Raw genomic sequence first — 22438 nt, 5'->3', positions numbered from 1 at the left:
GACTTCGTAATGGCCTTGCGGCGGATCGAATTCGAGAGCAGCCGCCTGATCGAGCCGCAATTCATTTCCTCAAGAGCGAAGATCTCAAGCCGGCTCGTGATGCGGTCAGTTCGGAGGTCGAAGGCCGGCATCGCGAGGTTGGGAAACTGTGGGCGGAGCTGCTCGAAGGCATCGGCATCCGGCGCGACGCGGAAGCGTGAACGGGTGGGCCCTTACCCTTGACCCAGATCAAGGTCGGCATTTCGGCCGGCATCACATTTTCGAGCAACCATCCCGCCTCCGATCGATTGCCGGAGTTAGATCATGAAGCCCGTCTCCGCCGAAGAAGCCGTCGCGATGATCCCCAACGGCGCGAGCATCATGGTCGGCGGCTTCATGGGCGTAGGCACGCCGGAACGCCTGCTCGACGAGCTGGTGCGGCAGAAGAAGTCGGGCCTTTCCCTGATCAGCAACGATGCGGCGGTGCCCGGCAAGGGTGTCGGCAAGCTGTTCGACGGCGGCCAGGTCACCAACATGATCGGCACCCATATCGGGCTCAACCCGAAAGCGCAGCAGCAGATGCTGGGCAAGCAGATCACCGTCGACCTGATCCCGCAGGGCACCTTTGTCGAGCGCATCCGCGCCGGCGGCTGCGGCCTCGGCGGCGTCTTGACGCCGACCGGCGTCGGCACCCTGGTCGAAGGCGGCAAGCAGAGGATCGACGTGAATGGAAAATCGTACCTGCTCGAGACGGCGCTGCGCGCCGATTTCGCGCTCGTGCACGCGTTCCTCGCCGACTACGTCGGCAACCTTTCCTACGCCCTCACCGCCCGCAACTTCAATCCAGTCATGGCGATGGCGGCTGACACGGTGATCGTCACGGCCGAACATATCGTGCCGGTCGGTGTCATCGCTCCCGATCATGTCGTCACGCCAGGCCCGCTGGTGGACTATCTCATCGCGAACGGGTGACCCATGGATGCACAAACCATCATTGCCCGCCGCGTGGCGCAGGAGCTTCGGTCCGGCAATCTCGTCAATCTCGGCATCGGCATTCCGACGCTGGTCGCGAATTACGTCCCCGCCGGGCTGAATGTTTTCTTTCAGTCCGAGAACGGCCTGATCGGCACCGGCCCGATTCCCGAGCAGGGCATGGCGCACCCGCTTTTGACCGATGCCGGTGGAAGGCCGATCAGCGCGCTGCCGGGCGCGGCCACCTTCGATAGCGCGATGTCGTTCGGCCTGATCCGCGGCGGCCATGTCGACATTACAGTGCTCGGAGGTCTGCAGGTGGACGCCGGCGGCCATCTCGCCAACTGGATGATCCCCGGCAAGATGGTACCGGGCATGGGCGGCGCGATGGACCTGGTGACTGGCGCCAAGCGCGTGATCGTTGCCATGCAGCACGCCGCCAAGGGCAAGTCCAAGATCGTCGCCGAGTGCAACCTGCCGCTGACCTCGGCACGTCCGGTCGACCTCGTCGTGACCGATATGGCGGTCATCGCCTTCCCCGGCGGCAAGGCTACGCTGCTGGAGACGGCGCCGGGCCTGAAAGTCGCCGAGGTGCTGGCGGTGACGGAAGCCGAGCTCGCCATTCCGGACAGGGTGCCGGAGATGAAGCTCTAGAAACGAGAACGCGGATCGACGCCATGCAGGTTTTCAACGGATTCGACGACCTCAGGGCCGCCGTCGGCAAGGAGGTCGGCGTCAGCGACTGGATCGAGATTACGCAGGACCGCATCAACAAGTTTGCGGAAGCAACCTGCGACGAACAGTGGATCCACGTCGATCAAGAGCGAGCAAAAGAAGAAATGCCTGGTGGCAAGACCATCGCGCATGGCCTGCTTTCGTTGAGCCTGACACCGATGTTCATCCGCGCGGTGATGGGCCTGAAGGGGCTGAAGAACACGCTGAACTACGGCGCCGATCGCATCCGCTATCTCGCGCCGGTGCCCGCAGGCTCAAAGCTGCGCGGCCGCGTGAGCATCGCGGAAGCGGAGGACGTACCGCCCAACGGCTTGCGGGTGCATTATCGCGTGGCGATCGAGATCGAAGGCGGCCAACGGCCGGCCTGCGTCGCCGAAGTGATCGGCCTGCATTACCGCTAGAGCATGATCCGGAAAAGTGTGTAGCGGTTTTCCGAAACGATCATGCTCAAACAAAAAGATAAAGCGGGATGACGATTCGAAGAAAAATCATCCCGCTTTAGCCGGCCTAATCGATGATGTGATAGCCGCCATCGATGTAAAGCACGCTGCCGGTGATCAGCTTGGCGCCATCTAGCGCAAGGAATGCGGTGGCCCTGCCGACGTCGTCGATGCTGACGAGGCTGCGCGCCGGTGCCTGCGACTGCGCCTTGTCCATCAACTCATCGAACTCGGGAATGCCTGAGGCGGCGCGGGTCGCGAGCGGCCCCGGCGAGATGGCATGGACGCGAATACCCTTCGGACCGAGCTCTGCCGCGACATAGCGCACCGCCGCTTCGAGCGCCGCCTTGGCTACGCCCATGACATTGTAGTTCTTCACCACCATCTGGCTGCCGTAATAGGTCATGGTGAAGATGGTGCCGCCGTTCTTCATCAGCGGCTCCGCCAGATGCGCCATCCGCAGGAACGACCAGCAGGACACGTCCATGGTCTTCTGAAAGCCTTCGCGGTCGACATCCACCACGCGGCCGTGCAGCGCGCCCTTCGGCGAGAAAGCAATGGAGTGGAGCAGGAAGTCGAGCTGTCCCCATTCCTTCTTGATCCGTTCGAATACCTTCTCGGTTTCACCCTCGACCATGACGTCGAGCGGCTCGAAGATCGGCGATTCCAGCGCTTTGGCCAGCGGCTCCACGTGCTTCTTCGCCTTTTCGTTGAGGTAGGTGACCGCGAGATCGGCCCCCAATGCGCGAAACGCCTTGGCGCAGCCCCACGCGATGGATTGATCGTTGGCAATGCCGACGATCAACCCCTTCTTGCCCTTCAGCGCGACCTTGGTCTCGGGGAAAACCGGGATGTTCATGACACTCTCTTGCGTTGTTGGGACGGCGATCGCTGGGTCATCAGCAGCGCCAGCGTGTGCTGAGCTATCATCAGCTCTTCGTCGGTGGGCACGACGTAGACGGGAATCCGGCTGTCGGAGCGGGATATTTTCGTGGCGTGCTTTGCATTGGCTGCCGGATCAAGCGCGACGCCGATCCAGGCCAGTTTTTCGGCGATGCGGGCGCGGATCGAGACTGAATTCTCGCCGATCCCGGCCGTGAACACGAAGGCGTCGAGGCCCTGCAGCGCCGCCGCCAGCATGCCGGCATTGAGACCAACGCGGTAGACGAAATAGTCGACTGCAAACGCCGCACGCGGGTCTGCACTCGTCTCCAGTTCCCGCATGTCGTTGCTGACGCCGGACAGCCCCTTCAGGCCGCAGTCGCGGTAAAGGAAATTCTGCACGTTCGAGGCCGACATGCCCTTTTCCGCGATGAGGTAGAGGACGACGCCGGGATCGAGCTGGCCCGGCCGGGTTCCCATCGCGAGCCCGTCGAGCGCGGTAAAGCCCATGGTGCTCTCGACGCTCTTTCCGCCGCGCATCGCGCACATCGAGGCACCACTTCCGAGGTGAGCGACAATCACCCGACCGCCGGCGATGTCAGGCGCGACCTGCGGCAGGCTCTTTGCAATGTATTCGTAGGACAGCCCGTGGAAACCATACCGCCGGACACCCTCGGTATGAAGCTGATGCGGGATAGCATAATGATCCGCCAAGGCATCGTGATCACGATGGAATGCGGTATCGAAGCAGGCAACCTGGGGCAATGTCGGGAATTTGCCGAGCAGCGTCCTGATCGGCGCGAGGTTATGCGGCTGATGCAGCGGCGCCAACGAGACATAGCGCTCCAGGCGCGCCACGACAGCGTGGTCGATCAGCACCGGGCGCGCATGATCCGGTCCGCCATGCACGACGCGATGGCCAACCGCAATGGGATTTACATTGAGCTCATCGCGCAGCCAGGCACCTGCCACCGCCATCGCCGCCGGAACATCGGCCACGGCTTCGATCGGATAGGCCCGATCGGCCAGCGGATCGCCGTTGAGACCGCTGGCGCGCAGCCGCGGTCGGCTGCCGATGCCATCCATCTGTCCCTTGATCTGGCGCCGAAGTCCGCCTTCGCCATCGACTGCGAAGATCTGAAACTTCACACTTGAGGAACCTGCATTGACGACGAGGATCGTATCCATGGCGGTCACGCTGCGGCGATTGGAGTGGCTTTGCGGCGGGCATTGGCCTGAAGCGCGGCAATGGCGGCGGACGCCATCCGCGACCGCGACGAATCTGCGCGCGACGTCAGCACGACGGGAACGCGCGCGCCGAGCACGACACCCGCGCCGTCCGCTTTGGCGAAATAGGTAAGGTTCTTCGCCAGCATGTTGCCGGATTCCAGATCGGGCACGACCAGGATCTGCGCGCGGCCGGCGACCTCCGACTTGATGCCCTTGATGCGGGCGGCTTCGAGGTCGATAGCGTTGTCGAAGGCAAGCGGCCCGTCGAGCAACGCTCCGGTGATCTGCTTGCGGTCGGCCATCTTGCACAGCGCAGCGGCCTCGATGGTGGACGGAATCTTCGAGGTGACCGTCTCGACCGCGGACAGGATCGCCACCCGCGGCGTCGTGCCGAAGCCCGCCTGATTGAAGAGGTCGACGGCGTTCTGGATGATGTCCCGCTTCGCATCGAGGTCCGGGGCGATGTTGATCGCGGCATCGGTGACGAACACGGTATCGGCGTAGGCCGGCACGTCCATGACGAAGACATGGCTGATACGACGGTCGGTTCGCAGCCCGCCGACCTTCGCGGTCACCGCTCGCATGATCTCGTCGGTGTGCAGGCTTCCCTTCATCAGGACCTCGCCCTTGCCCTGGTGGATCAATTCAACGCCCTTGGTAGCGGCATCCGCCTCCGTGTTTGGCGTATCGACGACTTCGCAGCCCGAAATGTTCAGATTGTGCTTGGCGGCTGCGTCCTTGATCCTGGCAGCCGGCCCCACAAGGATCGCCTTGATGATCCCGGCCTCCGCGGACTCGATCGCACCGCGTAACGAGCTCTCGTCGCAGGGATGCACCACAATGGTCGATACCGTCGGAACGCCTTTCGCGGCCGCGATAAGCTTGTCGTACTTTGATCCCGGCTGCGTCCCAATCGCTGCGGCTGGCTTGGTGCTCATCATTTTTGCTCCGACAAGTTGCAGCGGGACCAACGACGCCGCGGATTCGGCAAAGCTGCAGCATCGACCCCACTTCGCTTATTCATTGGAGCTTGGAGCGCGCTGCCATGGTAACGTTGATCTAGGTCAAGCGTCTGCCGCACGAAGGCGGCCCGCGGAAATCGGCCGCGCCCAAAGTGGACCGTTGCACAAATTTTGGCTGACGCACGCCCAAGGTCTCGTTCCGGCTTGACATAGATCAAGCGGAGCGCCCGCGCGCCGCCTCTAGCATGCAGAAAACAGCATGGTACCGCCGGCCGGGCCTCAAACCAATTTCCTCGGGATGGGAGACGCATCATGAAGGGTAGCGCAGCGCTCAAGCAGGACGCCAAGACGGATGCCTGGAGGGGCTTCCAGCCAGGCGACTGGTCATCCACGATCAACGTACGCGACTTCATCGTCCGCAACGTCTCTTCCTATACGGGGGACGAAAAGTTTCTCGCCCCACCGTCGCAACGCACCAAGGCGGTGTGGGCCAAGCTGCAGCCCTACTTTACCGAAGAACGAAAGAAGGGCGTCCTTGCAGTCGACGCACAGAATCCCTCGACCCTGCTGGCGCATCCGGCTGGTTACATCGACCGTGACAACGAGGTGATCGTCGGCCTTCAAACGGACCAGCCGTTCAAGCGGGCGATTTTCCCGTTTGGCGGCCTGCGCATGGTGGAAACCGGCATCAAGGCGGCGGGGTTCGAGCCGGACGCCAAGGTCCACGAAGCCTTCACCAAATACCGCAAGTCGCACAATGACGGCGTGTTCGACGCCTATACGCCCGAAATCATGAATTGCCGGCGATCTGGCATCATCACCGGTCTTCCCGACGCCTACGGCCGCGGGCGCATCATTGGTGATTATCGCAGGGTCGCGCTTTACGGGATCAACCGCCTGCTGGAGGTCAAGCGCCAGGAACGCGCCCAGATCGACGACATGTGGCCCAACGATGAAGTCATCCGCATGCGCGAAGAGCTTGCCGAGCAAATGCGTGCGTTGCAAGACCTTGCATCGATGGCGAAACTCTACGGTCACGACATCACGCAGCCCGCGATGAACGCGCGGGAGGCGTTCCAGTGGACCTATTTTGCCTATCTCGGCGCGATCAAGGAAGCCAACGGCGCCGCGATGTCGATCGGGCGCATCTCGAGTTTCCTCGATATCTACATCGAGCGCGATCTGAAGGAAGGCGCCCTCGACGAGGCAGGCGCGCAGGAACTTTGGGATCAACTGGTGCAGAAGCTGCGCATCGTGCGCTTCCTGCGCACGCCCGACTACGATGCGCTGTTCAGCGGCGATCCCTACTGGGCGACCGAATGCGTCGGCGGCATGGATCTCGATGGCCGGGCGCTGGTGACCAAGAGCAGCTACCGCATGCTCCACACGCTGACCAATCTCGGGCCCGCACCGGAGCCGAACATCACGGTGCTGTGGTCCAATCACATGCCGATGGCCTTCAAGCGCTTCTGCGTCAAGGTGAGCCGCGACACGTCATCGCTGCAATATGAGAATGATGATCTGATGCGGCCATACTGGGGCGACGACTATGCGATCGCCTGCTGCGTTTCAGCCATGCGGCTTGGCAAGCAGATGCAATTCTTCGGCGCCCGCGTGAACCTCGCAAAGGCCCTGCTCTACGCCATCAATGGCGGCCGCGACGAGGTTACCGGCGAACAAGTCGCACCGCAAAGCATGCCGGTTGCCGGCGACTTCCTCAACTACGACGACGTCATGGCGAAATTCGATTCGACCATGGAATGGCTCGCCAGGACCTATGTCCATGCCATGAACTGCATCCACTACATGCATGACAAGTACTTCTACGAGCGACTGGAGATGGCGCTGCATGATCGCGACATCCTGCGCACCATGGCGTTCGGGATCGCCGGCCTGTCGGTGGTTGCCGACAGCCTCGCCGCCATCAAGTTCGGAAAGATTCGCGTCGCCCGTGACGCGACCGGCCTGGTGATCGACTACCAGAACGAAGGAAACATATCGACCCCGCAGTTCGGCAACAATGATGACCGTGTCGATCAGATCGCCTCGGAAATCGTGACGAGCTTCATGCAGAAGATCCGCAAGCATCCGACCTACCGGAATGCGACGCACACGCAAAGCGTCCTCACCATCACCTCGAATGTCGTCTACGGAAAGGCTACGGGCAATACGCCCGACGGCCGCCGCAAGGGCGAGCCGTTCGGGCCTGGCGCGAACCCGATGCATGGCCGGGACAGCCATGGCTGGCTTGCCTCGTGCCTCTCGGTCGCGAAGCTGCCCTACAAGGATGCGCTCGACGGCATCAGCTACACCGTTTCCGTCGCTCCGCAGAAGGCGCATCTTTCCGAAACCCAGCTTGTCGACGAAGCCACCAAGGCCTTCGACCTCTATTTCGGGCGCGGCGGCTTCCACATGAACCTGAACGTGATCGACAGGGAGACGCTGGAAGACGCCATCAAGAATCCGGACAAGTATCCGCAGCTCACGATCCGCGTGTCGGGCTATGCCGTCAATTTCGTTCGCCTGACGCCGGAACAGCAAAGGGACGTGATCAGCCGCACCTTCCACGGCCAGATCTGAGCCCCAAGGGGGTCATCGATGTCGACTCCGGGTGCACTCGAATCGGGAAGCCGTCACGACCTGCGTACGGGCGCCTCGCCCGACGCGCCCGATGAGGACAAGTTCAAGGACGAGCAAGGCGCTTTCGGGTACTGCCATTCGTACGAAACTTCATCCCGGTACGACGGTCCCGGCCTGCGGGTCGTGCTGTTCGTTTCGGGCTGCCTGCTCCGATGCACCTATTGCCATAATCCTGATACCTGGCATCTCAAGGACGGAACCTACGTATCGGCCGAGCAGGTGCTGCGCCGTCTCGGTGAATTTGCTCCGGCGCTGCGAAGCATCGATGGAGGACTGACGATATCGGGCGGCGAGGCGATGGTGCAGCTCGCCTTCGTCAAGCGTATCTTCGCCGGCGCCAAGGAAATGGGCCTGCACACGGCAATCGAGACCTCGGGCTTCCTTGGCGATCGCGCCGATGAATCATTTTTGTCGGTCGTCGACCTGGTGCTGCTCGATATCAAGAGCTCGGATCCGGACACCTACCGCAAGGTCACAGGACGGGACCTCGCGCCGACGCTGCGCTTCGCAGAGCGTCTCGCGTCGATCGGCAAGCCGGTCTGGGTCCGCTTCACGCTTGTGCCCGGTCTCACCGACGATCCCGCAAATGTCGAAGGCATCGCGAAGTTCGTTGCGCCCATGAAGAACGTCGAATGGGTCGAGGTGCAGCCCTTCCATCAGATGGGTTCGTTCAAGTGGAAGGCGATGGGCATCGACTACAAGCACAAGGATACGCCGCCTCCCTCCCGCGAACTGGTGAACCGGGTTATCGGCCAGTTTCGCGATGCGGGCTGCCGCGCCCGCTAACAGGTTGATACCGATCCGGAGAAACAGATGTTGGACCTTGCCCGCGACATTATCGGAAGCCAGCCGATCCTGACGGCATTCCTCGCGATCGGGGTCGGCTATCTCGTCGGCCAGATCAATATCGGCGGCTTCTCGCTCGGTGTGGGCGCCGTGCTGTTCGTTGGCCTCGCCATCGGTGCATTCGCACCGAAAGCCCAGATCACAGGTCCCATCGGTCTTACCGGCCTGATCATGTTCCTTTACGGCATCGGAATTCTCTACGGCAAACAGTTCTTTGAAGGCATGGTCGGCTCCGGGCAAAAATACAATCTGCTTGCGCTGGTAGCGTGCCTGGCAGGCCTCGGCATGGCGCTCGGCCTCGGACAGATCTTCGGCGTCAAGATCGGTCACACACTGGGCATCTATGCCGGATCGATGACGAGCACGGCAACGCTGCAGGCTGCCCTTGACGTCACCAAGACCAAGGACCCGTCGATTGGATATTCGATTGCGTATCCGTTCGGCGTCATCGGCCCCATTCTGTGCATCTATTTCATGACACGATTGGTGCAGCCGAAATTTCCCGCGAAGGTGCAGCGCTTTCACATGGGCGAGATTTCCATCGGCGCGGGCTTTGCCGGCCGCACGCTCGGTGAATTGAGCAAGGAGTTTCTTAAGGGTGTCCAGGTGACGATGGTCCGCAAGGCGGGACAGAATATCGTTCCCACGGATGGGACGGTTCTGTCCGCCGGCGATGCGGTGCTGGTCGTGGCCGACAGCCAGGATGCAATTGCGAACGCCGCGGCCGGGCTCGGAAAACTCGAACCGGGCCGGCTGGCCAGCGACCGCGCCGACCTGGACTACATCAGGGTCTTCGTCGGCAAGGCAAGCGTGGTGGGCATCCCGCTTTCCAGCCTCCCGATGCCATCGGGCGTTCCGGCGCATCTGCTGCACGTTCGCCGCTATGATGCCGACCTCGTGCCTTCGCCCGACCTGATGCTCGAATTTGGCGATCGGGTCGGCGTATTGACGCCGCCGGATCGCAAGGAAGACATCCGCAAGCACTTTGGCGATAGCATCAAGGCGACCGCCGAATTCAGCTACGTGTCCCTCGGGCTCGGGATGGTGCTCGGCGTTCTGCTCGGCCTGGTTCCGATCCCGATTCCGGGCGTGGGCATCGTGACCCTGGGTATCGGCGGCGGGCCACTCATCGTTGCGCTCATTCTTGGAAAATTGCGCCGCACCGGGCCCATGCTCTGGACCATGCCGCTTCCGGCCAACATCGTGCTGCGAAACTTCGGCCTTGCGATGTTTCTTGCTACCGTCGGCGTCAACGCCGGCCAACCCTTTGTCCGCACCGTCGCCGAATCCGGCTTCACCATGCTGTTCATTGGCGTCGCTGTTCTCCTCACCACGGTAGCCATCGTTCTGCTGGTTGGTCATTACGTCATGCGAATTCCCTATGACGATCTCGTCGGCGTGGCTTCGGGAGCCACGGGCAACCCCGCCATCCTCGTCTACTCGACCAAAATGGCCCCGACCGAGCGGCCCGACATCGGTTACGCCATGATCTTCCCGTCAATGACGCTGGTGAAGGTGATCGCGATACAGATCGTCGGCCTTCTGACGGTGGCAAACAGCGCCAACTGAGCGGCGGCCGAAATCGAACGGCCGTGCGTCGCTGAACTCAGCCGACGGCACTCGCCCACCTTGCCGAACGCGCTCCTCGCTCACGGCGGCGAGCAGTGGGAACAGGAGAGACAGCATGTCGGATAAAGAGGCACAACAACCGCCCCTCTTTAGCCTGAACGCCTACAGCGCGGCCGAGATCAAGGAGGCAATCGAGAAGGTCGGCGTCAAGAAGACAAGGCTCCCGTTCCTGGCTTCCTTCATGCTGGCGGTTATTGCGGGTGGTAGCATCGGGTTGGGCGCCCTGTACTATACGATCGTTGCCAGCGATGCCGAGCTCGGTTTCGCGACAACACGGGTCCTGGGTGGATTCGTGTTCTCGTTGGGGCTGGCACTGGTTCTGGTGGGAGGGGCCGAGCTTTTCACGGGCAACAACCTGATCGTCATGGCCTGGGCGAGCGGTAGCGTGTCAATGAAGGAGATGCTTGCCAACTGGATCACCGTGTATTTCGGCAACCTAGCCGGTGCGCTTGGCCTGGTCTTGCTGGTGTTCTTTTCTCATCATCTCGATATGAACGGCGGCCGCATCGGTCTGTCGATACTGAATACTGCTGTGGCGAAAATTCAACCAGATACCTTCACCCTGTTTGTCAAAGGTATTCTATGCAATTTGCTGGTTTGCCTGGCTGTATGGTTGGCCTATGCGGGGCGGTCGGTCACCGACAAGATTGTCGCGCTCTTATTGCCGATCTCCGCCTTCATCGCTGCGGGATTCGAGCACTGCGTCGCCAACATGTATTTCCTGCCGTTGGCTTGGCTGCTGACGCAAACCGGCGGCGTACCGGCCGGCTTTGACGCCTCGTCAATAACGCTCGCGGGAATCGTGCACAATTTAGTGCCCGTGACGCTCGGAAACATCGTCGGCGGATCCGGTCTGGTCGGCTTCGTTTATTGGATGATCTACCGGGCAGCGAAGCAACGCTGAGGACGGGTTCGTCCTCAGCGTTCCGCCTCTATGATGCCTTCTTTGCCGTATGCCCCTCATCGAGCCCGAAAAGTCCGGCCACCTCTTTCAGGCGCTTTGCCACCTCGCCCGAGATTTCGGCACTGGCCGACAGCACCTCCTGGATCGCCGCAAAGGCCTTGCGGCGCTCGTCCTTGTTGTTGGGCAGGAGTTTTGGAATGGCGGCAAGTGCGGCGTCCCGATCGATCAACAGCATGAAGAACTGCTCGCGTACCAGCATCTTGAACTCGGCGAGCGTGAGCCGCGCCGACTCGTCGGCCTGGCGAATCCGCCGCAGCGCCTCGAGGCTGCGTTCGTCGACCATGCCGCGGGCCGATCCGACATAGAGCAACGCGCGGAGGCCGGCTTCCCTGAGGCCACCGGTGCCGATTTTCGATTTCAGTTCCGCGATGCGTGCCTGCAGACGCTCGCGGTGCTTCGGGTCCATCTCGCGAAGGCGCGAGGGCGTGGATTGCGGGTCGACGCCAACAGCGGTTTGCAATGCCGGCGAACCATAGATGGCCAGGAACATCGCTTCGCTGAGCGCTTCCTGCTGGTCGCGCCACTGATCGAGCGAGCTGACGATCTGCTTCGATACCTTTTCCTGGAGGGCGAAGAAGGGATTGTCGTCGTCGACCGGCTTGCGCTCATCGCGCGCCTTCTCGGCCGCGTTCTCCACCGCCGTCATGAACGGGTTCTTGCTGCTGAACGCCTCGTATTGCAGCCGGAGCGGATGCCAGTTCCGCATCATCTCCGCCAGCTGCGGCGTGACCATCGATTTGACCCATGGCTGCACGTACTTCCGGTAAGCCTCGAGGTTCCTCTCCGAGACGCGCTTGGCGGTTTCGAAGCGGCGCTCGTCCTCCGGCGAATTCCCTCCCATCGCCCTGATATCGTCGAGCGTGCGTGCCTCGCAGCGCATGACCCATTGCCCGACTGCAAGGTCTTCATTGGTCGTGTCGGCCCCTCTCGCCTCGAATGTCGCCTCATAAAGGCCGGGCGGCAGCACGTCGATCAGGTCGATATTGCTGGAGAACTCCGCGTGTTCCTTCTTGGCGACGCCTCCGGAAACGAAGATGCCGAGATGTCCTATCGTCTCATGCACCGTGTAGACGATGGTCTGCCCGTAGGCCCTGATCTCATCGACGTTGGCATAGAGGTCGAGAATCCAGTCAAGTGCCTGCTGCGGGGGCGTGATGTTGTCGCCCTTGGAGCAGAATACCACGATCGGCGATCGGATATTGCGGAGGTCGACCGCGGTTCCATCAGACATCTTGACCCGGCCGGCGGCCAGATTGTTGCCGATGAAGAGTTCATCGACGATGAACTGGATTTCTTCGGCGTTCAGATTGACGTGACCGCCCCACCAGCGCTCGAACTCGAGATAGCGGTCGGCCTCGGTATCGACCTTGGAATAAACATTGTACTGCTTGGTCCAAAGCGTGTTCGAAGGATTCTGGTTCTCGAAATTCTGCACCAGCCAGGCGCCGTCGAACTTCCCGGCGCCGAGATCGCTGGTAAGTGCCGTGAGCCAGCTTCCGCCCAGCAGGCCGCCCGAATAGCGCATCGGGTATTTGCCGTGGACGCCGGCCCAATAGGCCAGCGGCGCGCCCGCAATGATCAGCGGGCCGAACAGTTCCGGCCGCAGCGAAGCAAGGATCATCACGGCCCAGCCGGCCTGGCAGTTGCCGATCACGCACGGCTTGCCATCGGCCTCGGGATGTCGCTCGATCACCTTTTCGATGAAGATCGCTTCGGCGCGTGCGATCCGCTCGATCGTCTGGCCCGGCATCGGCTCCGGCAGGAATCCGATGAAGTAGCAGGGATGGCCAGCCTTCATGGCGACGCCGATCTCGCTGTCAGCCTTGAAGCCGCCGATGCCGGGACCGTGACCGGCACGCGGGTCGACTACGATGAAGGGACGGCGCTTGAGGTCTATCTCCACGCCCTTGGGCGGGATGATGCGCACCAGCGCGTAGTTGACGGGCTGATCGAGTTTCCGACCGTCGATGATCAGTTCCGCGGCGTAGCTCAGGACATGCGGCGCGGTTTGGGCGACATGGTCTCGGTACTGATCGCCACGCTGGCGCATGATGTCGAGGAACAGCACGCTGCGCTGTCCTGCATCCATCATATATTCGACCGCCTTGGCAACGAGCCCGGACATTGCACCGCCCGGCAGTTCCGGTTTTTCCAAAGTCATGATGTAGATCCTTCTACCGGCAGGGTCGGATAGAAGGCGGTCCGGACCCGGCGGACTTTGATTTAGGTCAATCCCGCCCGCGCGCTCGCCGTCCTTGCTTGGGCCGGGAGGAAGTTCGATGACAGCACGCGAAAATTACTCCGCTACCGAACGCTTGCGTGACGGCCGCGGGATCGAAATCCGCGCGTTGCGGCCTGATGACAAGGACGACATGCTGGCGGCCATTGGCCGCACCGGGACACAGTCGCTGCAACGCCGCTTCTTCGTGGCGAAGCGCGGTTTCTCGGAGAAGGAGATTGCCTTCTTCATGAACATCGACTTTGCCGATCACGTCGCCCTGGTCGCGCTTGCCGAGGAAGACGGACGCAAGGTCATCGTCGGCGGCGGGCGTTACATCGTCATTGAACCCGGCAAGGCCGAGATCGCCTTTGTCGTCATCGACGACTATCAGGGCCAGGGCATCGGCACGCTGCTGATGCGTCATCTCGCCGTCATCGCCCGCAAGGCAGAACTGAAGGAACTGATCGCCGAGGTGCTGCCCGAGAACGCCGCGATGCGAAAGGTGTTCAGCAAATTCGGCTTCCAGGCCCGCCGCGGCAGCGACCCACAGGTTGTGCATCTCGCGTTCACACTCTGAACGCTCCGTAACCCACCGAACGCGGGCTGCCCTTCCCGCGACCGTATCCGCAGGATTTGCCCGCTCCCGCCTTGACGTCCTCGCGCAACTCCGAAAACCTGCCCCCTCTTCTGGGGACTGATTTTCAGCCATCCGCTTTCGGCTCGGCCAGGATCGGCAGGCCCTTCCGGAAGGGAACGGCTACGGGAATTGGTACGTCTATTGCTTCCGGGCGATAGGCGTGCGAGGGGGGTAAGGACCTGAATATGATCCGCGTGTTTCTTGATCGGCTCTACCTTTTTTCCGGCTACCTCGCCGGACTTTTCCTCATTGCGATTTTCGTGCTGATGATGCTGCTGTCGGCCGGCCGGCCGCTTGGCATCAATATTCCGGCGGGCGATGATTTCATCTCCTGGTGCATGGCGGCGACGGCCTTCCTCGGGCTCGCGCACACGTTCAAGCATGGCGAGATGATCCGCGTCGGCCTGCTGATCGACCGCCTCAGCGACAAGGTCCGCCATTATGTCGAGATCGTCGCGCTGGTCGTCGGCGTCGGCTTCATCGGCTTTTTCGCCTGGCACGCGGCGATCATGACGTGGCAGTCGTGGAAATTCTCCGACATTTCGCAAGGCGTGATCGCGGTGCCGCTGTGGATTCCGCAACTCGGCTATAGCGGCGGCCTCGTGGTTCTCTTCATCGCCTTCGTGGATGAGCTGATCCATGTGCTGCGCGGCAATGCGCCGCGCTACGAATTGCCGAAGCCGCAGAGCGCCGAGGAGATCGTCGAGCGCGCCATGCAGAGCGGGGTCTGACATGGAGCTGCTCTCCATCGCCGCCATCCTGCTCGGCTTTCTCGCGCTGCTGCTCGGCGCCGGCGTCTGGATCGCCGTCGCCCTGATGGCGACGGGATGGGCCGGCATGCAATTCGCCGGAGGCAACATTCCAGCCGGCAGCGTGCTGGCGACCACCGTATGGGGCAACAGCGCATCATGGTCGCTCGCCGCGTTGCCGCTCTTCATCTGGATGGGCGAAATCCTGTTTCGCACGCGCCTGTCGGAGGAAATGTTCCGCGGATTTGCGCCGTGGCTGAACTGGCTGCCGGGCCGGCTCATGCACGTCAATGTGCTGGCCTGCGGCGTGTTCGGTTCGGTGTCGGGATCGTCAGCCGCGACCTGCGCGACGGTTGCCAAGATCGCGCTGCCCGAATTGAAGAAGCGCGGCTATGACGAAGACTTGAGCTTGGGATCTCTCGCCGGTGCAGGCACGCTCGGCATCCTGATCCCGCCGTCGATCACCATGGTGGTCTACGCCGTGCAGGCGAACGTCTCCATCATTCAGGTGTTCCTCGCCGGATTCCTGCCGGGCCTGCTGGTGATGGCGCTCTATTCCGGCTACATCGCGATCTGGTCGCTCGCCAATCCGAACCGTACGCCGCCGGCCGAACCGGCCATGACCCTTCGCAGGCGTATTTCGGAATCGCTCAATCTCATTCCCTGCCTGCTTCTGATCATCTTCGTCTTTCTGTCGCTATTGATGGGCTGGGCGACGGCGACGGAATGCGCGGCCTGGGGCGTGCTGGGCTCGCTCGCGATCGCATGGTGGCAAGGCGCGCTGAGCTGGGAATCGTTCTGGGCCAGCGTCATGGGCGCGACGCGCGTCAACTGCATGATCCTGCTGATCCTGGCGGGCGCCTCCTACATGGGCACGTCGATGGCCTATACCGGCATTCCCCTGGCGCTCGCGAACTGGGTGAACAGCCTCCAGCTCAGCCCCTATGCCCTGATCGCGGCGCTCACCGTGATGTACATCGTGCTCGGCACGGCGCTCGACGGCATCTCCATGATCGTGCTGACCACCGCCATCGTCATTCCGATGGTGAAGCAGGCCGGCTTCGATCTGGTCTGGTTCGGCATTTTCCTGGTGCTGGTGGTGGAGATGGCGGAAGTCTCTCCGCCCGTCGGCTTCAACCTGTTCGTCCTGCAGACCATGAGCGGCAAGGATTCCAACACGGTTGCCAAGGCCGCCCTGCCGTTCTTCTTCTTGCTCGTTCTGGCGGTTGCGATCATCACGGTCTTTCCTTCCATCGTGATGGTGCTGCCGCAGATAGCGTTCCCTGGCTAGAGAAAGGATTGTCATGTTCAAACTTATAAAGACCTGCGCGTTGGCCGCCTGCGTCGCGGCGCTCGCCGTTCCCGCAATGGCGCAGACAAAATGGAATCTTCCCGCGGCCTATCCGGCGGACAATCCGCATTCGGTTAACCTGATCGCATTTGCCAAGGACGTTGCCGACGCCACCGGCAACAAGCTGCAGATCACCGTGCATCCCGCGGCATCGCTGTTCAAGGCGCCGGAAATCAAGCGCGCGGTCGCGACCGGACAGGCGCAGGCGGGCGAGGTCCTGATCTCGCTGCATGAGAACGAAGATCCGATGTTCGGCATCGACGTCATCCCGTTCCTGTCGACGAGCTATCCGGCAGCCAAGAAGCTCTGGCTCGCCTCGAAACCCGCGATCGAAAAGAAGCTCGCCTCGCAGGGCCTCATGCTGCTGTTCGCGGTGCCGTGGGGACCGCAGGGCATTTATGCTAAGAAGGACCTCAACACCGTCGAGGATATGAAGGGGCTGAAGTGGCGGGCGTATAATGTCGGCACCTCGCGCATCGCCGAGCTTGTCGGTGCGCAGCCCGTCACCATCCAGGCCGCCGAACTGCCGCAGGCGCTGGCGACCGGCGTCGTGAACGCGTTCATGACCTCGGGCTCGACCGGTTACGACAGCAAGTCCTGGGAAACCATGACGCACTTCTACGATACGCAGGCCTGGATTCCGAAGAACGTCACCTTCGTGAACAAGGCGGCGTTCGACGCGCTCGACAAGCCGACCCAGGACGCGATCCTCAAGGCCGCGGCAGTCGCAGAAGAACGCGGCTGGAAGCTCGCGGAAGAAAAGGCGAAGTGGTATCTCGAACAGCTTCAGGCCAACAAGATGAAGGTGCTGCCGCCGCCGCCCGCGCTGAAGTCCGGCCTCGAGAAGATCGGCGAGCAATTGACCGCCGATTGGCTCAAGAAGTCCGGGGCCGATGGCGAAGCCGTGATCGCCGCCTACAAGAAGTAGGCTATCGTTATCTGGCAGGGCCCGGCATTCGGTTGCCGGGCCCTATTCTTTCCCGGAGGCGCGCGTTAACGGGGAAACGAAGTCCTCGAAACTTCGCCGACACGCTAGCAATCAAAGACAAGTCGTGATGCCGCCGTCGACATACAGCGTATGCCCGTTGACAAACGACGACGCATCTCCCGACAGGAAAACGGCGGCACCGATCAGTTCGTCGACATTGCCCCAGCGCGAGGCCGGCGTCCGTTTCTCCAGCCACGCTGAAAAGGCGGGATCGTCGACCAGCGCCTGGTTCAGCGGCGTCTTGAAGTAGCCCGGCGCGATGGCGTTGATCTGCAGCCCGTGCCTCGCCCAATCGGCGCACATGCCGCGGGTGAGGTTCTTGATCGCTCCCTTGGTGGCGGTGTACGGGGCAATGCCCGGCCGCGCCAACTCGCTCTGAACGGAAGCGATGTTGATGATCTTGCCCTTTCCGCGCGGGATCATATGGCGCGCAACGGCCTGACCGACATAGAAGGCGCTCGAGACATTGGTTCTGAGCAGTTGCTCCCATTTCTCCGCGGGAAAATCCTCCAGCGGGGTGCGGAACTGCATGCCGGCGTTGTTGACGAGAATATCGATCGGCCCGTTCGTCCGTTCGATCGTGGCAACGCCTTCGCGGACATCTTCGGCGACGGTCACGTCAAAGCCGGCGACGGCAACCCTATGTCCGGCTGCGGTCAGGCTCGCAGCGGCGGCCTCGAGCTTGTTGCGCTCCCGTCCGTTCAGGACGACGGCGGCACCGTGTTCGGCGAGCCCGCGCGCGATGGCGAGCCCGATCCCCTGGGACGATCCGGTGACGAGCGCTCGCTTGCCGGCGAGATTGAACAGTTCAAATGCCACGGCGTGACCTTCTCCATGTGCGGGTGGGTGATCCGAATGGACGTAGAAATACCGCACACCGCGGTCAAGCCAAAACGGCTGATCATTCGAGATCACATGATCCACCAGCCGGCGATGACGGATGATGTTACCTGGGCTTCGGATAGATACTTAGAAACCCGGTCGTCGCCTCTCGCGCCCGTCGCGCGATTTCGCCGTCGCTCGGCCGATCGGCGGCCTGAAGCAACAGGCCCGTCATCAGGTCACGCCAGAGCAGCCCCAGGAATTGTTCGGTCATCACGGCAGGATCGCCATCGCAAAGCCCCGCTGACCTTGCCTTGGCCATGATCGCGCAGAGTGAATCGCGGGTGGGCTTGCGCGCGATCGATTCCAGCGCCTGCGCAACCTTAGGGGCATGCACGGTTTCCGATATCGCCAACCGGAACACGGCGACGACCACCGGATCGGTCGTCTCGGTCAGAAGCTTCGTTCCAAAAGCGGTCAGTACGTTGGCCAGGGTTTCCCTGTCGCGCAGCTCGGGCAGATCGGCCGGCGCCTTCAATCGCTGGGCGCGCTCGGTGATGCAGGCGACCAGCATCGCTTCCTTGTTGCCGAACAGCGAATAAAGCTCGCGTTTCGAAACGCGCGCACGCGTCGCAATCTCCAGCGTGCTGGTCTGCGCGTAGCCGCCCTCCATGAACGCCGCCATAGCCGCGCCGAGAATCCTCTTCCGGACGGCGGCCCCGTCGGCTTCTTCCTCGCGCGGTTTCGTCCTTGGACTCATCGGTATCAAATCCCGCTTGACTTGGTACCACGTGGTACCATATATCGAACTTCGTGGTACTTACTAGTACCAGAACCCACTACGACAGTAAAGGATCGGCGCGATGACGAAACCAATCCTCGTAACTTCGGCGGCGGGCGGCCTGCAGGGCAGGACCGGCCGGCATGTTTCCGAAATGCTGCTCAAACGCGGCGCTCGCGTCCGCGCTTTCGTGCGCCAGAGCGACGAACGCTCCGATCGCTTGAAGTCGCTCGGCGCCGAAATTGTCGTCGGCGATTTCCTTGACGTCCGTTCTGTCGAACAGGCCGCCGGTGGCGTCTCGTCGATCTACTTCGCCTATCCGGTCCAGGAGGGACTGGCGGACGCGACCGCCGCGATGGCCTTTGCGGCGCGCAAGCATGGCGTTTCCCGGCTCGTCAATCTCGTGATGTATTGGTCGTCGATCGACGCGCCGACACCGCGCATGCGGCAGAACTATCTCTCCGAACAGGTTTTTGAATGGGCCGGCGTCGGTCCGCTGCATATCCGCGCCACCGTATTTTACGAGAACGTGGCGCGCCTCGTTGGCGCAAGCCTGCCGGCGCGCGGCGCCATCCGCCTGCCGCTGGGCCATGAAAATACCATCCTTCCGCTGATCGCAGCCGAAGATGTTTCGCGGATCGCGGTCGGCCTGCTCACGGGTCACGAGCGGGCGGCCGGCACCGCATATCCCGTCATCGGCAGCACCAACTCCATCAGGGAAATCGTCGAAGCCTTCGCGCGTGTCTTCGACAGGGACGTGCACTACGAGGAGATTACCGACGAGCAGTGGCGTAGCGAGGTGCTCGCGCGCGGCTGGAACGCGCATGCGGTCGAGCATCTGTCCTCGCTCTGGAAATCGCTCCGCGCCGCCAGCCTTTCGGCGGAAGCCGCGCGATTTGCCGTGACCGACACGATCGAGAAAATCGGCGGCGCCAGGCCGAAGACGTTCGAGCAATTCGTCCGCGAGCAGCAGTCCGAACTGGCGGCGCCGCCGGTGGCCGCCCGTGCGCAGGCTTGAGCCGGAGGAAACATCATGAACAGACGCCAGCTACTGACCGCGGCATTGGCGCCGCTCGCGCTGCGAGTTGCACCTGACGCGATCGCGTCAAGTGCATTCGCGGCAACATCGGAACGGGATGGAAAAATGAGCAAAACGACGCAACGGATCATCGAGTGCAACGGCATCCGTCTCAACATTGCCGAACAGGGCGAAGGACCGCTGGTGCTGCTGGTGCACGGTTTCCCCGAGTCATGGTTCTCCTGGCGGCATCAGATCGACGCGCTGGCCGCCGCCGGCTTCCACGTAGTCGCGCCCGACTTGCGCGGTTACGGCAAGAGCGACGCGCCGGAGGCGATCGACCAGTACACAATCCTGCATCTCGTCGGCGACATGGTCGGCATTCTCGATGTTTTGGGCGCAGCGACGGCCGTCATCGTCGGTCATGATTGGGGCGCCAGCATCGCCTGGCAGGCGGCGCTGATGCGTCCCGACCGCTTCAGGGCGGTCGCGGCGCTCAGCGTCCCGTTCCGCCCGCGCGGCAAGGCGCTGCCGACCAGCCTCATGCCGCGCACGGAGACTGCGCAATTCTATCAGCTCTATTTCATGGAGCCCGGCCCGGCCGAAGCGGAGCTGGGACGCGATCCGCGCGCGACCATTCGCAACATGCTGTTCGGCGCATCCGGCGATGGCGTAGCCGCGGCCCGCGCGGCCGTCGCCGCCGGCGGACCTGCGCTAAACCTCAGCATGGTGCCGAAGGGCGGCGGATTTCTGCAGGGACCCGGCGCGCCCAAGACTCTGCCATCCTGGCTCAACGAAAGCGACATCGACTTTTACGGCGAGGAGTTCAAGCGAACCGGCTTTCGCGGCGCGCTCAACTACTACCGCAACATCGATCGCAACTGGGAAATCACCGGCGCGATCGCCGGCCTGCAGGTGACTGTACCAGCGCTCTACATCGCAGGCGATCGCGACTTCCTGCTCTCCTTTCCCGGCACGGACCAGTTGCTCGCCAGCCAGAAGAATTTCGTTCCCGGCCTGCGCAAGATTCAGATGCTTCCGGGCTGCGGCCACTGGACCCAGCAGGAGCGGCCGAACGAGGTCAGCGCCGCGCTGGTGGAGTTCATTCGAGACCTGCCGAGCCGATCATGACGACCCTGTCCTCCCAACAGCCGTCCTTGCCGCGAGCGGTAGCCGTGGCCGGCGGCCGGAAAGAAAGCGACGCGGTGAACGTCAAGAAGGCGATGCTCGACGGGCCGGTTCTGCCGACGCTTCTGAAGCTCGCTTTGCCGACGCTCGTCGTCATGATCGTGCAAACCTTTGTCGGGATCGCGGAGACCTATTTCGTCAGCTTCCTCGGCACGGAAGCCCTGGCGGGTGTCACGCTGGTGTTTCCCATCTTCATGCTGATGCAGATGATGTCGAACGGCGGCATCGGCGGCGGCGTGGCATCGGCGATCGCGCGCGCGATCGGCGCGGGCCATATGGCCGAGGCCGAGGCACTCGCATTGAACGCACTCGTTCTCGCCATTGCGTTCGGCATCGTCTTTGCCGGCGCCGAATGGCTGTTTGGCGAGGCGGTCTACCGGTTGCTCGGCGGTCAGGCCGGAGCGCTCGGCGCGGCCCTCGAATATGGCCACGTCATCTTCTCCGGCGCGGTCCTGGTCTGGATCGTCAGCCTTCTGGCAGCAGCCCTACGCGGCGCAGGCAACACGGTTGCGCCCGCTGCCATCACTCTGCTGGGCGTGTTCGTGCTGCTTCCGCTTTCGCCGGCCTTGATCTTCGGCTGGGGCCCCTTTCCGCGGCTCGGCGTAACGGGAGCCGGCGTCGCCGTCATCGTCTATTATCTCGTTGGCGCACTCGTGTTGATCGCCTACATGCGCTCGGCACGGACCTCGTTGCGCCTGCCCTTCGACGTGCGGCTCGTCAAGTGGCGGCTATTCGGCAATATTCTTGGCGTCGGCGGGTTGTCGGCGATCGGCACCATCCAGTCCAATCTCACCGTCGTCCTCGTCACCGGCGCCGTCGGGCTGTTCGGCACTGACGCCATCGCAGGCTACGGCATCGCCTCGCGGCTGGATTACATCCAGATTCCGCTGCTGTTCGCGCTGGGCAGCGCCGCGCTCACCATGGTCGGGGTAAATATCGGAGCAGGCCAGATCGGAAGGGCGGAGCGCATCGCATGGGTTGCCGCGTTGTTTGCGGCCGCTGTCACCGAATTGCTCGGACTTGTCGTGACGATATTTCCACACGCCTGGCTGGCGCTGTTCAGCACCGAGCCCGAGGTTCTCGCCGCCGGCTCGACCTATTTCCGCATCGTCGCGCCGTTCTACGGCGTCGTCGGCCTCGGGATGCTGCTCTATTTCGCAGGCCAAGGGGCAGGCCGTGTGATGTGGCCGGTTCTCGGAGGAACGGTCCGGCTGATCGTCGCCGCGGGGCTAGGCTGGATCGTCGTCGCCTACATTGGCGGAGGATTGCGCGAGCTCTTCATCGCCGTGGCCGCGGGCTCGCTGATTTCCGGCGGCATCGTCGCATCCGCACTTTGGCTCCGTGGATGGGGGCCCGCCGGTCAGACCTCAAGATAATCCCCGGCGCGGATCACCGTAACGCAAG

20 protein-coding genes are annotated in these 22438 nt (G+C 62.5%); 14 read left to right on the top strand and 6 right to left on the bottom strand.

Annotation, left to right across the window (positions count from 1 at the left end; all coding sequences use genetic code 11):
- The first annotated feature begins 303 nt into the window (after positions 1-303).
- From CQ14_RS01370 to CQ14_RS01360, 3 genes are read left to right on the top strand one after another with little or no spacing between them, the layout of a single operon-like run.
- Positions 304-951, top strand: a complete 648-nt coding sequence (locus tag CQ14_RS01370; RefSeq protein WP_057856157.1) for a CoA transferase subunit A — start codon at positions 304-306, stop codon at positions 949-951.
- A gap of 3 nt (positions 952-954) precedes the next feature.
- Positions 955-1605, top strand: coding sequence for a 3-oxoacid CoA-transferase subunit B (locus CQ14_RS01365; protein ID WP_057856156.1), 651 nt, complete (start codon positions 955-957; stop codon positions 1603-1605).
- A 23-nt stretch (positions 1606-1628) separates the two neighbouring features.
- On the top strand, positions 1629-2087 hold the full coding sequence (locus tag CQ14_RS01360; protein ID WP_057856155.1) for a MaoC family dehydratase: 459 nt from the start codon (positions 1629-1631) through the stop codon (positions 2085-2087).
- 106 nt (positions 2088-2193) lie between these two features.
- On the opposite strand, the gene fabI is transcribed toward CQ14_RS01360, so the two are convergent.
- From fabI to CQ14_RS01345, 3 genes are read right to left on the bottom strand one after another with little or no spacing between them, the layout of a single operon-like run.
- Positions 2194-2985: an enoyl-ACP reductase FabI gene (fabI, locus tag CQ14_RS01355; protein ID WP_057856154.1), complete on the bottom strand. Its 792-nt coding sequence runs from the start codon at positions 2983-2985 to the stop codon at positions 2194-2196.
- Positions 2982-4196 carry an acetate/propionate family kinase gene (locus tag CQ14_RS01350; RefSeq protein ID WP_057856176.1) on the bottom strand — a complete coding sequence of 405 codons (1215 nt, stop codon included), beginning with the start codon at positions 4194-4196 and terminating at the stop codon, positions 2982-2984. The genes fabI and CQ14_RS01350 overlap by 4 nt, the downstream gene beginning before the upstream one ends.
- Positions 4197-4201: 5 nt before the next feature.
- Entirely contained in the window at positions 4202-5179 is a 978-nt protein-coding gene (locus CQ14_RS01345) for a phosphate acetyltransferase (protein ID WP_430650119.1), read from the bottom strand.
- Positions 5180-5512: 333 nt separating this feature from the next.
- Between CQ14_RS01345 and pflB the strand changes: the two genes are divergently transcribed.
- The 4 genes from pflB (at position 5513) to CQ14_RS01325 (ending at position 11219) form a co-directional block, all read left to right on the top strand.
- Positions 5513-7780 carry a formate C-acetyltransferase gene (pflB, locus tag CQ14_RS01340; RefSeq protein WP_057856152.1) on the top strand — a complete coding sequence of 756 codons (2268 nt, stop codon included), beginning with the start codon at positions 5513-5515 and terminating at the stop codon, positions 7778-7780.
- An 18-nt stretch (positions 7781-7798) separates the two neighbouring features.
- On the top strand, positions 7799-8626 hold the full coding sequence (gene pflA, locus CQ14_RS01335; protein WP_057856151.1) for a pyruvate formate-lyase-activating protein: 828 nt from the start codon (positions 7799-7801) through the stop codon (positions 8624-8626).
- 27 nt (positions 8627-8653) lie between these two features.
- Entirely contained in the window at positions 8654-10255 is a 1602-nt protein-coding gene (locus CQ14_RS01330; RefSeq protein WP_057856150.1) for an aspartate:alanine exchanger family transporter, read from the top strand.
- Positions 10256-10370: 115 nt separating this feature from the next.
- The gene (locus tag CQ14_RS01325; RefSeq protein ID WP_057856149.1) at positions 10371-11219 is read left to right on the top strand and encodes a formate/nitrite transporter family protein; all 849 of its coding nucleotides are present in this window, start codon (positions 10371-10373) and stop codon (positions 11217-11219) included.
- 28 nt (positions 11220-11247) lie between these two features.
- Here the strand turns inward: CQ14_RS01325 and CQ14_RS01320 are convergent, their stop codons facing one another.
- A complete protein-coding gene (locus tag CQ14_RS01320; RefSeq protein ID WP_057856148.1) occupies positions 11248-13440 on the bottom strand; it encodes a DUF3141 domain-containing protein in 2193 nt (730 codons plus the stop codon).
- 118 nt (positions 13441-13558) lie between these two features.
- On the opposite strand from CQ14_RS01320, the gene CQ14_RS01315 reads away from it, so the two are divergent.
- The 4 genes from CQ14_RS01315 to CQ14_RS01300 all read left to right on the top strand — a co-directional run bounded on the left by CQ14_RS01315 (position 13559) and on the right by CQ14_RS01300 (position 17165).
- Positions 13559-14077 carry a GNAT family N-acetyltransferase gene (locus CQ14_RS01315; protein ID WP_057856147.1) on the top strand — a complete coding sequence of 173 codons (519 nt, stop codon included), beginning with the start codon at positions 13559-13561 and terminating at the stop codon, positions 14075-14077.
- A 245-nt stretch (positions 14078-14322) separates the two neighbouring features.
- The gene (locus CQ14_RS01310) at positions 14323-14868 is read left to right on the top strand and encodes a TRAP transporter small permease (RefSeq protein ID WP_057856146.1); all 546 of its coding nucleotides are present in this window, start codon (positions 14323-14325) and stop codon (positions 14866-14868) included.
- A gap of 1 nt (position 14869) precedes the next feature.
- On the top strand, positions 14870-16177 hold the full coding sequence (locus CQ14_RS01305; protein WP_057856145.1) for a TRAP transporter large permease: 1308 nt from the start codon (positions 14870-14872) through the stop codon (positions 16175-16177).
- Between the two features lie 13 nt (positions 16178-16190).
- Complete coding sequence (locus CQ14_RS01300) at positions 16191-17165, top strand: TRAP transporter substrate-binding protein (RefSeq protein ID WP_057856144.1); 975 nt, start codon at positions 16191-16193, stop codon at positions 17163-17165.
- A gap of 111 nt (positions 17166-17276) precedes the next feature.
- On the opposite strand, the gene CQ14_RS01295 is transcribed toward CQ14_RS01300, so the two are convergent.
- Together CQ14_RS01295 and CQ14_RS01290 are read right to left on the bottom strand one after the other, a co-directional pair.
- Positions 17277-18044 (bottom strand): SDR family oxidoreductase, encoded by a 768-nt coding sequence (locus CQ14_RS01295; RefSeq protein WP_057856175.1) that lies wholly within the window; start codon positions 18042-18044, stop codon positions 17277-17279.
- Between the two features lie 127 nt (positions 18045-18171).
- Positions 18172-18807: a TetR/AcrR family transcriptional regulator gene (locus tag CQ14_RS01290; RefSeq protein ID WP_063800273.1), complete on the bottom strand. Its 636-nt coding sequence runs from the start codon at positions 18805-18807 to the stop codon at positions 18172-18174.
- 103 nt (positions 18808-18910) lie between these two features.
- Here CQ14_RS01290 and CQ14_RS01285 point away from each other — a divergent pair, with 103 nt between their 5' ends.
- From CQ14_RS01285 to CQ14_RS01275, 3 genes are all read left to right on the top strand, one after another.
- Positions 18911-19846 carry an NmrA family NAD(P)-binding protein gene (locus CQ14_RS01285; protein ID WP_057856143.1) on the top strand — a complete coding sequence of 312 codons (936 nt, stop codon included), beginning with the start codon at positions 18911-18913 and terminating at the stop codon, positions 19844-19846.
- Positions 19847-19972: 126 nt separating this feature from the next.
- Entirely contained in the window at positions 19973-20977 is a 1005-nt protein-coding gene (locus tag CQ14_RS01280; protein ID WP_057856173.1) for an alpha/beta fold hydrolase, read from the top strand.
- Positions 20974-22410: an MATE family efflux transporter gene (locus tag CQ14_RS01275; protein WP_082649641.1), complete on the top strand. Its 1437-nt coding sequence runs from the start codon at positions 20974-20976 to the stop codon at positions 22408-22410. Before CQ14_RS01280 ends, CQ14_RS01275 begins: the two co-directional genes overlap by 4 nt.
- Positions 22411-22438 lie beyond the last annotated feature (28 nt).

This window comes from Bradyrhizobium lablabi, assembly GCF_001440475.1.
GTDB lineage: Bacteria > Pseudomonadota > Alphaproteobacteria > Rhizobiales > Xanthobacteraceae > Bradyrhizobium > Bradyrhizobium lablabi.
Note: the sequence above shows the minus strand (reverse complement) of the source record. Positions and strands in the feature narration are given on the sequence as shown.

What these genes read in the sequence shown, in the direction of transcription:
- pflA (WP_057856151.1), top strand. Translation starts at nt 7,799, where the DNA reads ATGTCGACTCCGGGTGCACTCGAATCGGGAAGCCGTCACGACCTGCGT.
- CQ14_RS01275 (WP_082649641.1), top strand. Translation starts at nt 20,974, where the DNA reads ATGACGACCCTGTCCTCCCAACAGCCGTCCTTGCCGCGAGCGGTAGCC.
- CQ14_RS01360 (WP_057856155.1), top strand. Translation starts at nt 1,629, where the DNA reads ATGCAGGTTTTCAACGGATTCGACGACCTCAGGGCCGCCGTCGGCAAG.
- CQ14_RS01300 (WP_057856144.1), top strand. Translation starts at nt 16,191, where the DNA reads ATGTTCAAACTTATAAAGACCTGCGCGTTGGCCGCCTGCGTCGCGGCG.
- pflB (WP_057856152.1), top strand. Translation starts at nt 5,513, where the DNA reads ATGAAGGGTAGCGCAGCGCTCAAGCAGGACGCCAAGACGGATGCCTGG.
- fabI (WP_057856154.1), bottom strand. Translation starts at nt 2,985, where the DNA reads ATGAACATCCCGGTTTTCCCCGAGACCAAGGTCGCGCTGAAGGGCAAG.
- CQ14_RS01305 (WP_057856145.1), top strand. Translation starts at nt 14,870, where the DNA reads ATGGAGCTGCTCTCCATCGCCGCCATCCTGCTCGGCTTTCTCGCGCTG.
- CQ14_RS01290 (WP_063800273.1), bottom strand. Translation starts at nt 18,807, where the DNA reads ATGAGTCCAAGGACGAAACCGCGCGAGGAAGAAGCCGACGGGGCCGCC.
- CQ14_RS01370 (WP_057856157.1), top strand. Translation starts at nt 304, where the DNA reads ATGAAGCCCGTCTCCGCCGAAGAAGCCGTCGCGATGATCCCCAACGGC.
- CQ14_RS01330 (WP_057856150.1), top strand. Translation starts at nt 8,654, where the DNA reads ATGTTGGACCTTGCCCGCGACATTATCGGAAGCCAGCCGATCCTGACG.
- CQ14_RS01315 (WP_057856147.1), top strand. Translation starts at nt 13,559, where the DNA reads ATGACAGCACGCGAAAATTACTCCGCTACCGAACGCTTGCGTGACGGC.
- CQ14_RS01365 (WP_057856156.1), top strand. Translation starts at nt 955, where the DNA reads ATGGATGCACAAACCATCATTGCCCGCCGCGTGGCGCAGGAGCTTCGG.
- CQ14_RS01325 (WP_057856149.1), top strand. Translation starts at nt 10,371, where the DNA reads ATGTCGGATAAAGAGGCACAACAACCGCCCCTCTTTAGCCTGAACGCC.
- CQ14_RS01310 (WP_057856146.1), top strand. Translation starts at nt 14,323, where the DNA reads ATGATCCGCGTGTTTCTTGATCGGCTCTACCTTTTTTCCGGCTACCTC.
- CQ14_RS01350 (WP_057856176.1), bottom strand. Translation starts at nt 4,196, where the DNA reads ATGGATACGATCCTCGTCGTCAATGCAGGTTCCTCAAGTGTGAAGTTT.
- CQ14_RS01320 (WP_057856148.1), bottom strand. Translation starts at nt 13,440, where the DNA reads ATGACTTTGGAAAAACCGGAACTGCCGGGCGGTGCAATGTCCGGGCTC.
- CQ14_RS01285 (WP_057856143.1), top strand. Translation starts at nt 18,911, where the DNA reads ATGACGAAACCAATCCTCGTAACTTCGGCGGCGGGCGGCCTGCAGGGC.
- CQ14_RS01280 (WP_057856173.1), top strand. Translation starts at nt 19,973, where the DNA reads ATGAGCAAAACGACGCAACGGATCATCGAGTGCAACGGCATCCGTCTC.
- CQ14_RS01345 (WP_430650119.1), bottom strand. Translation starts at nt 5,179, where the DNA reads ATGATGAGCACCAAGCCAGCCGCAGCGATTGGGACGCAGCCGGGATCA.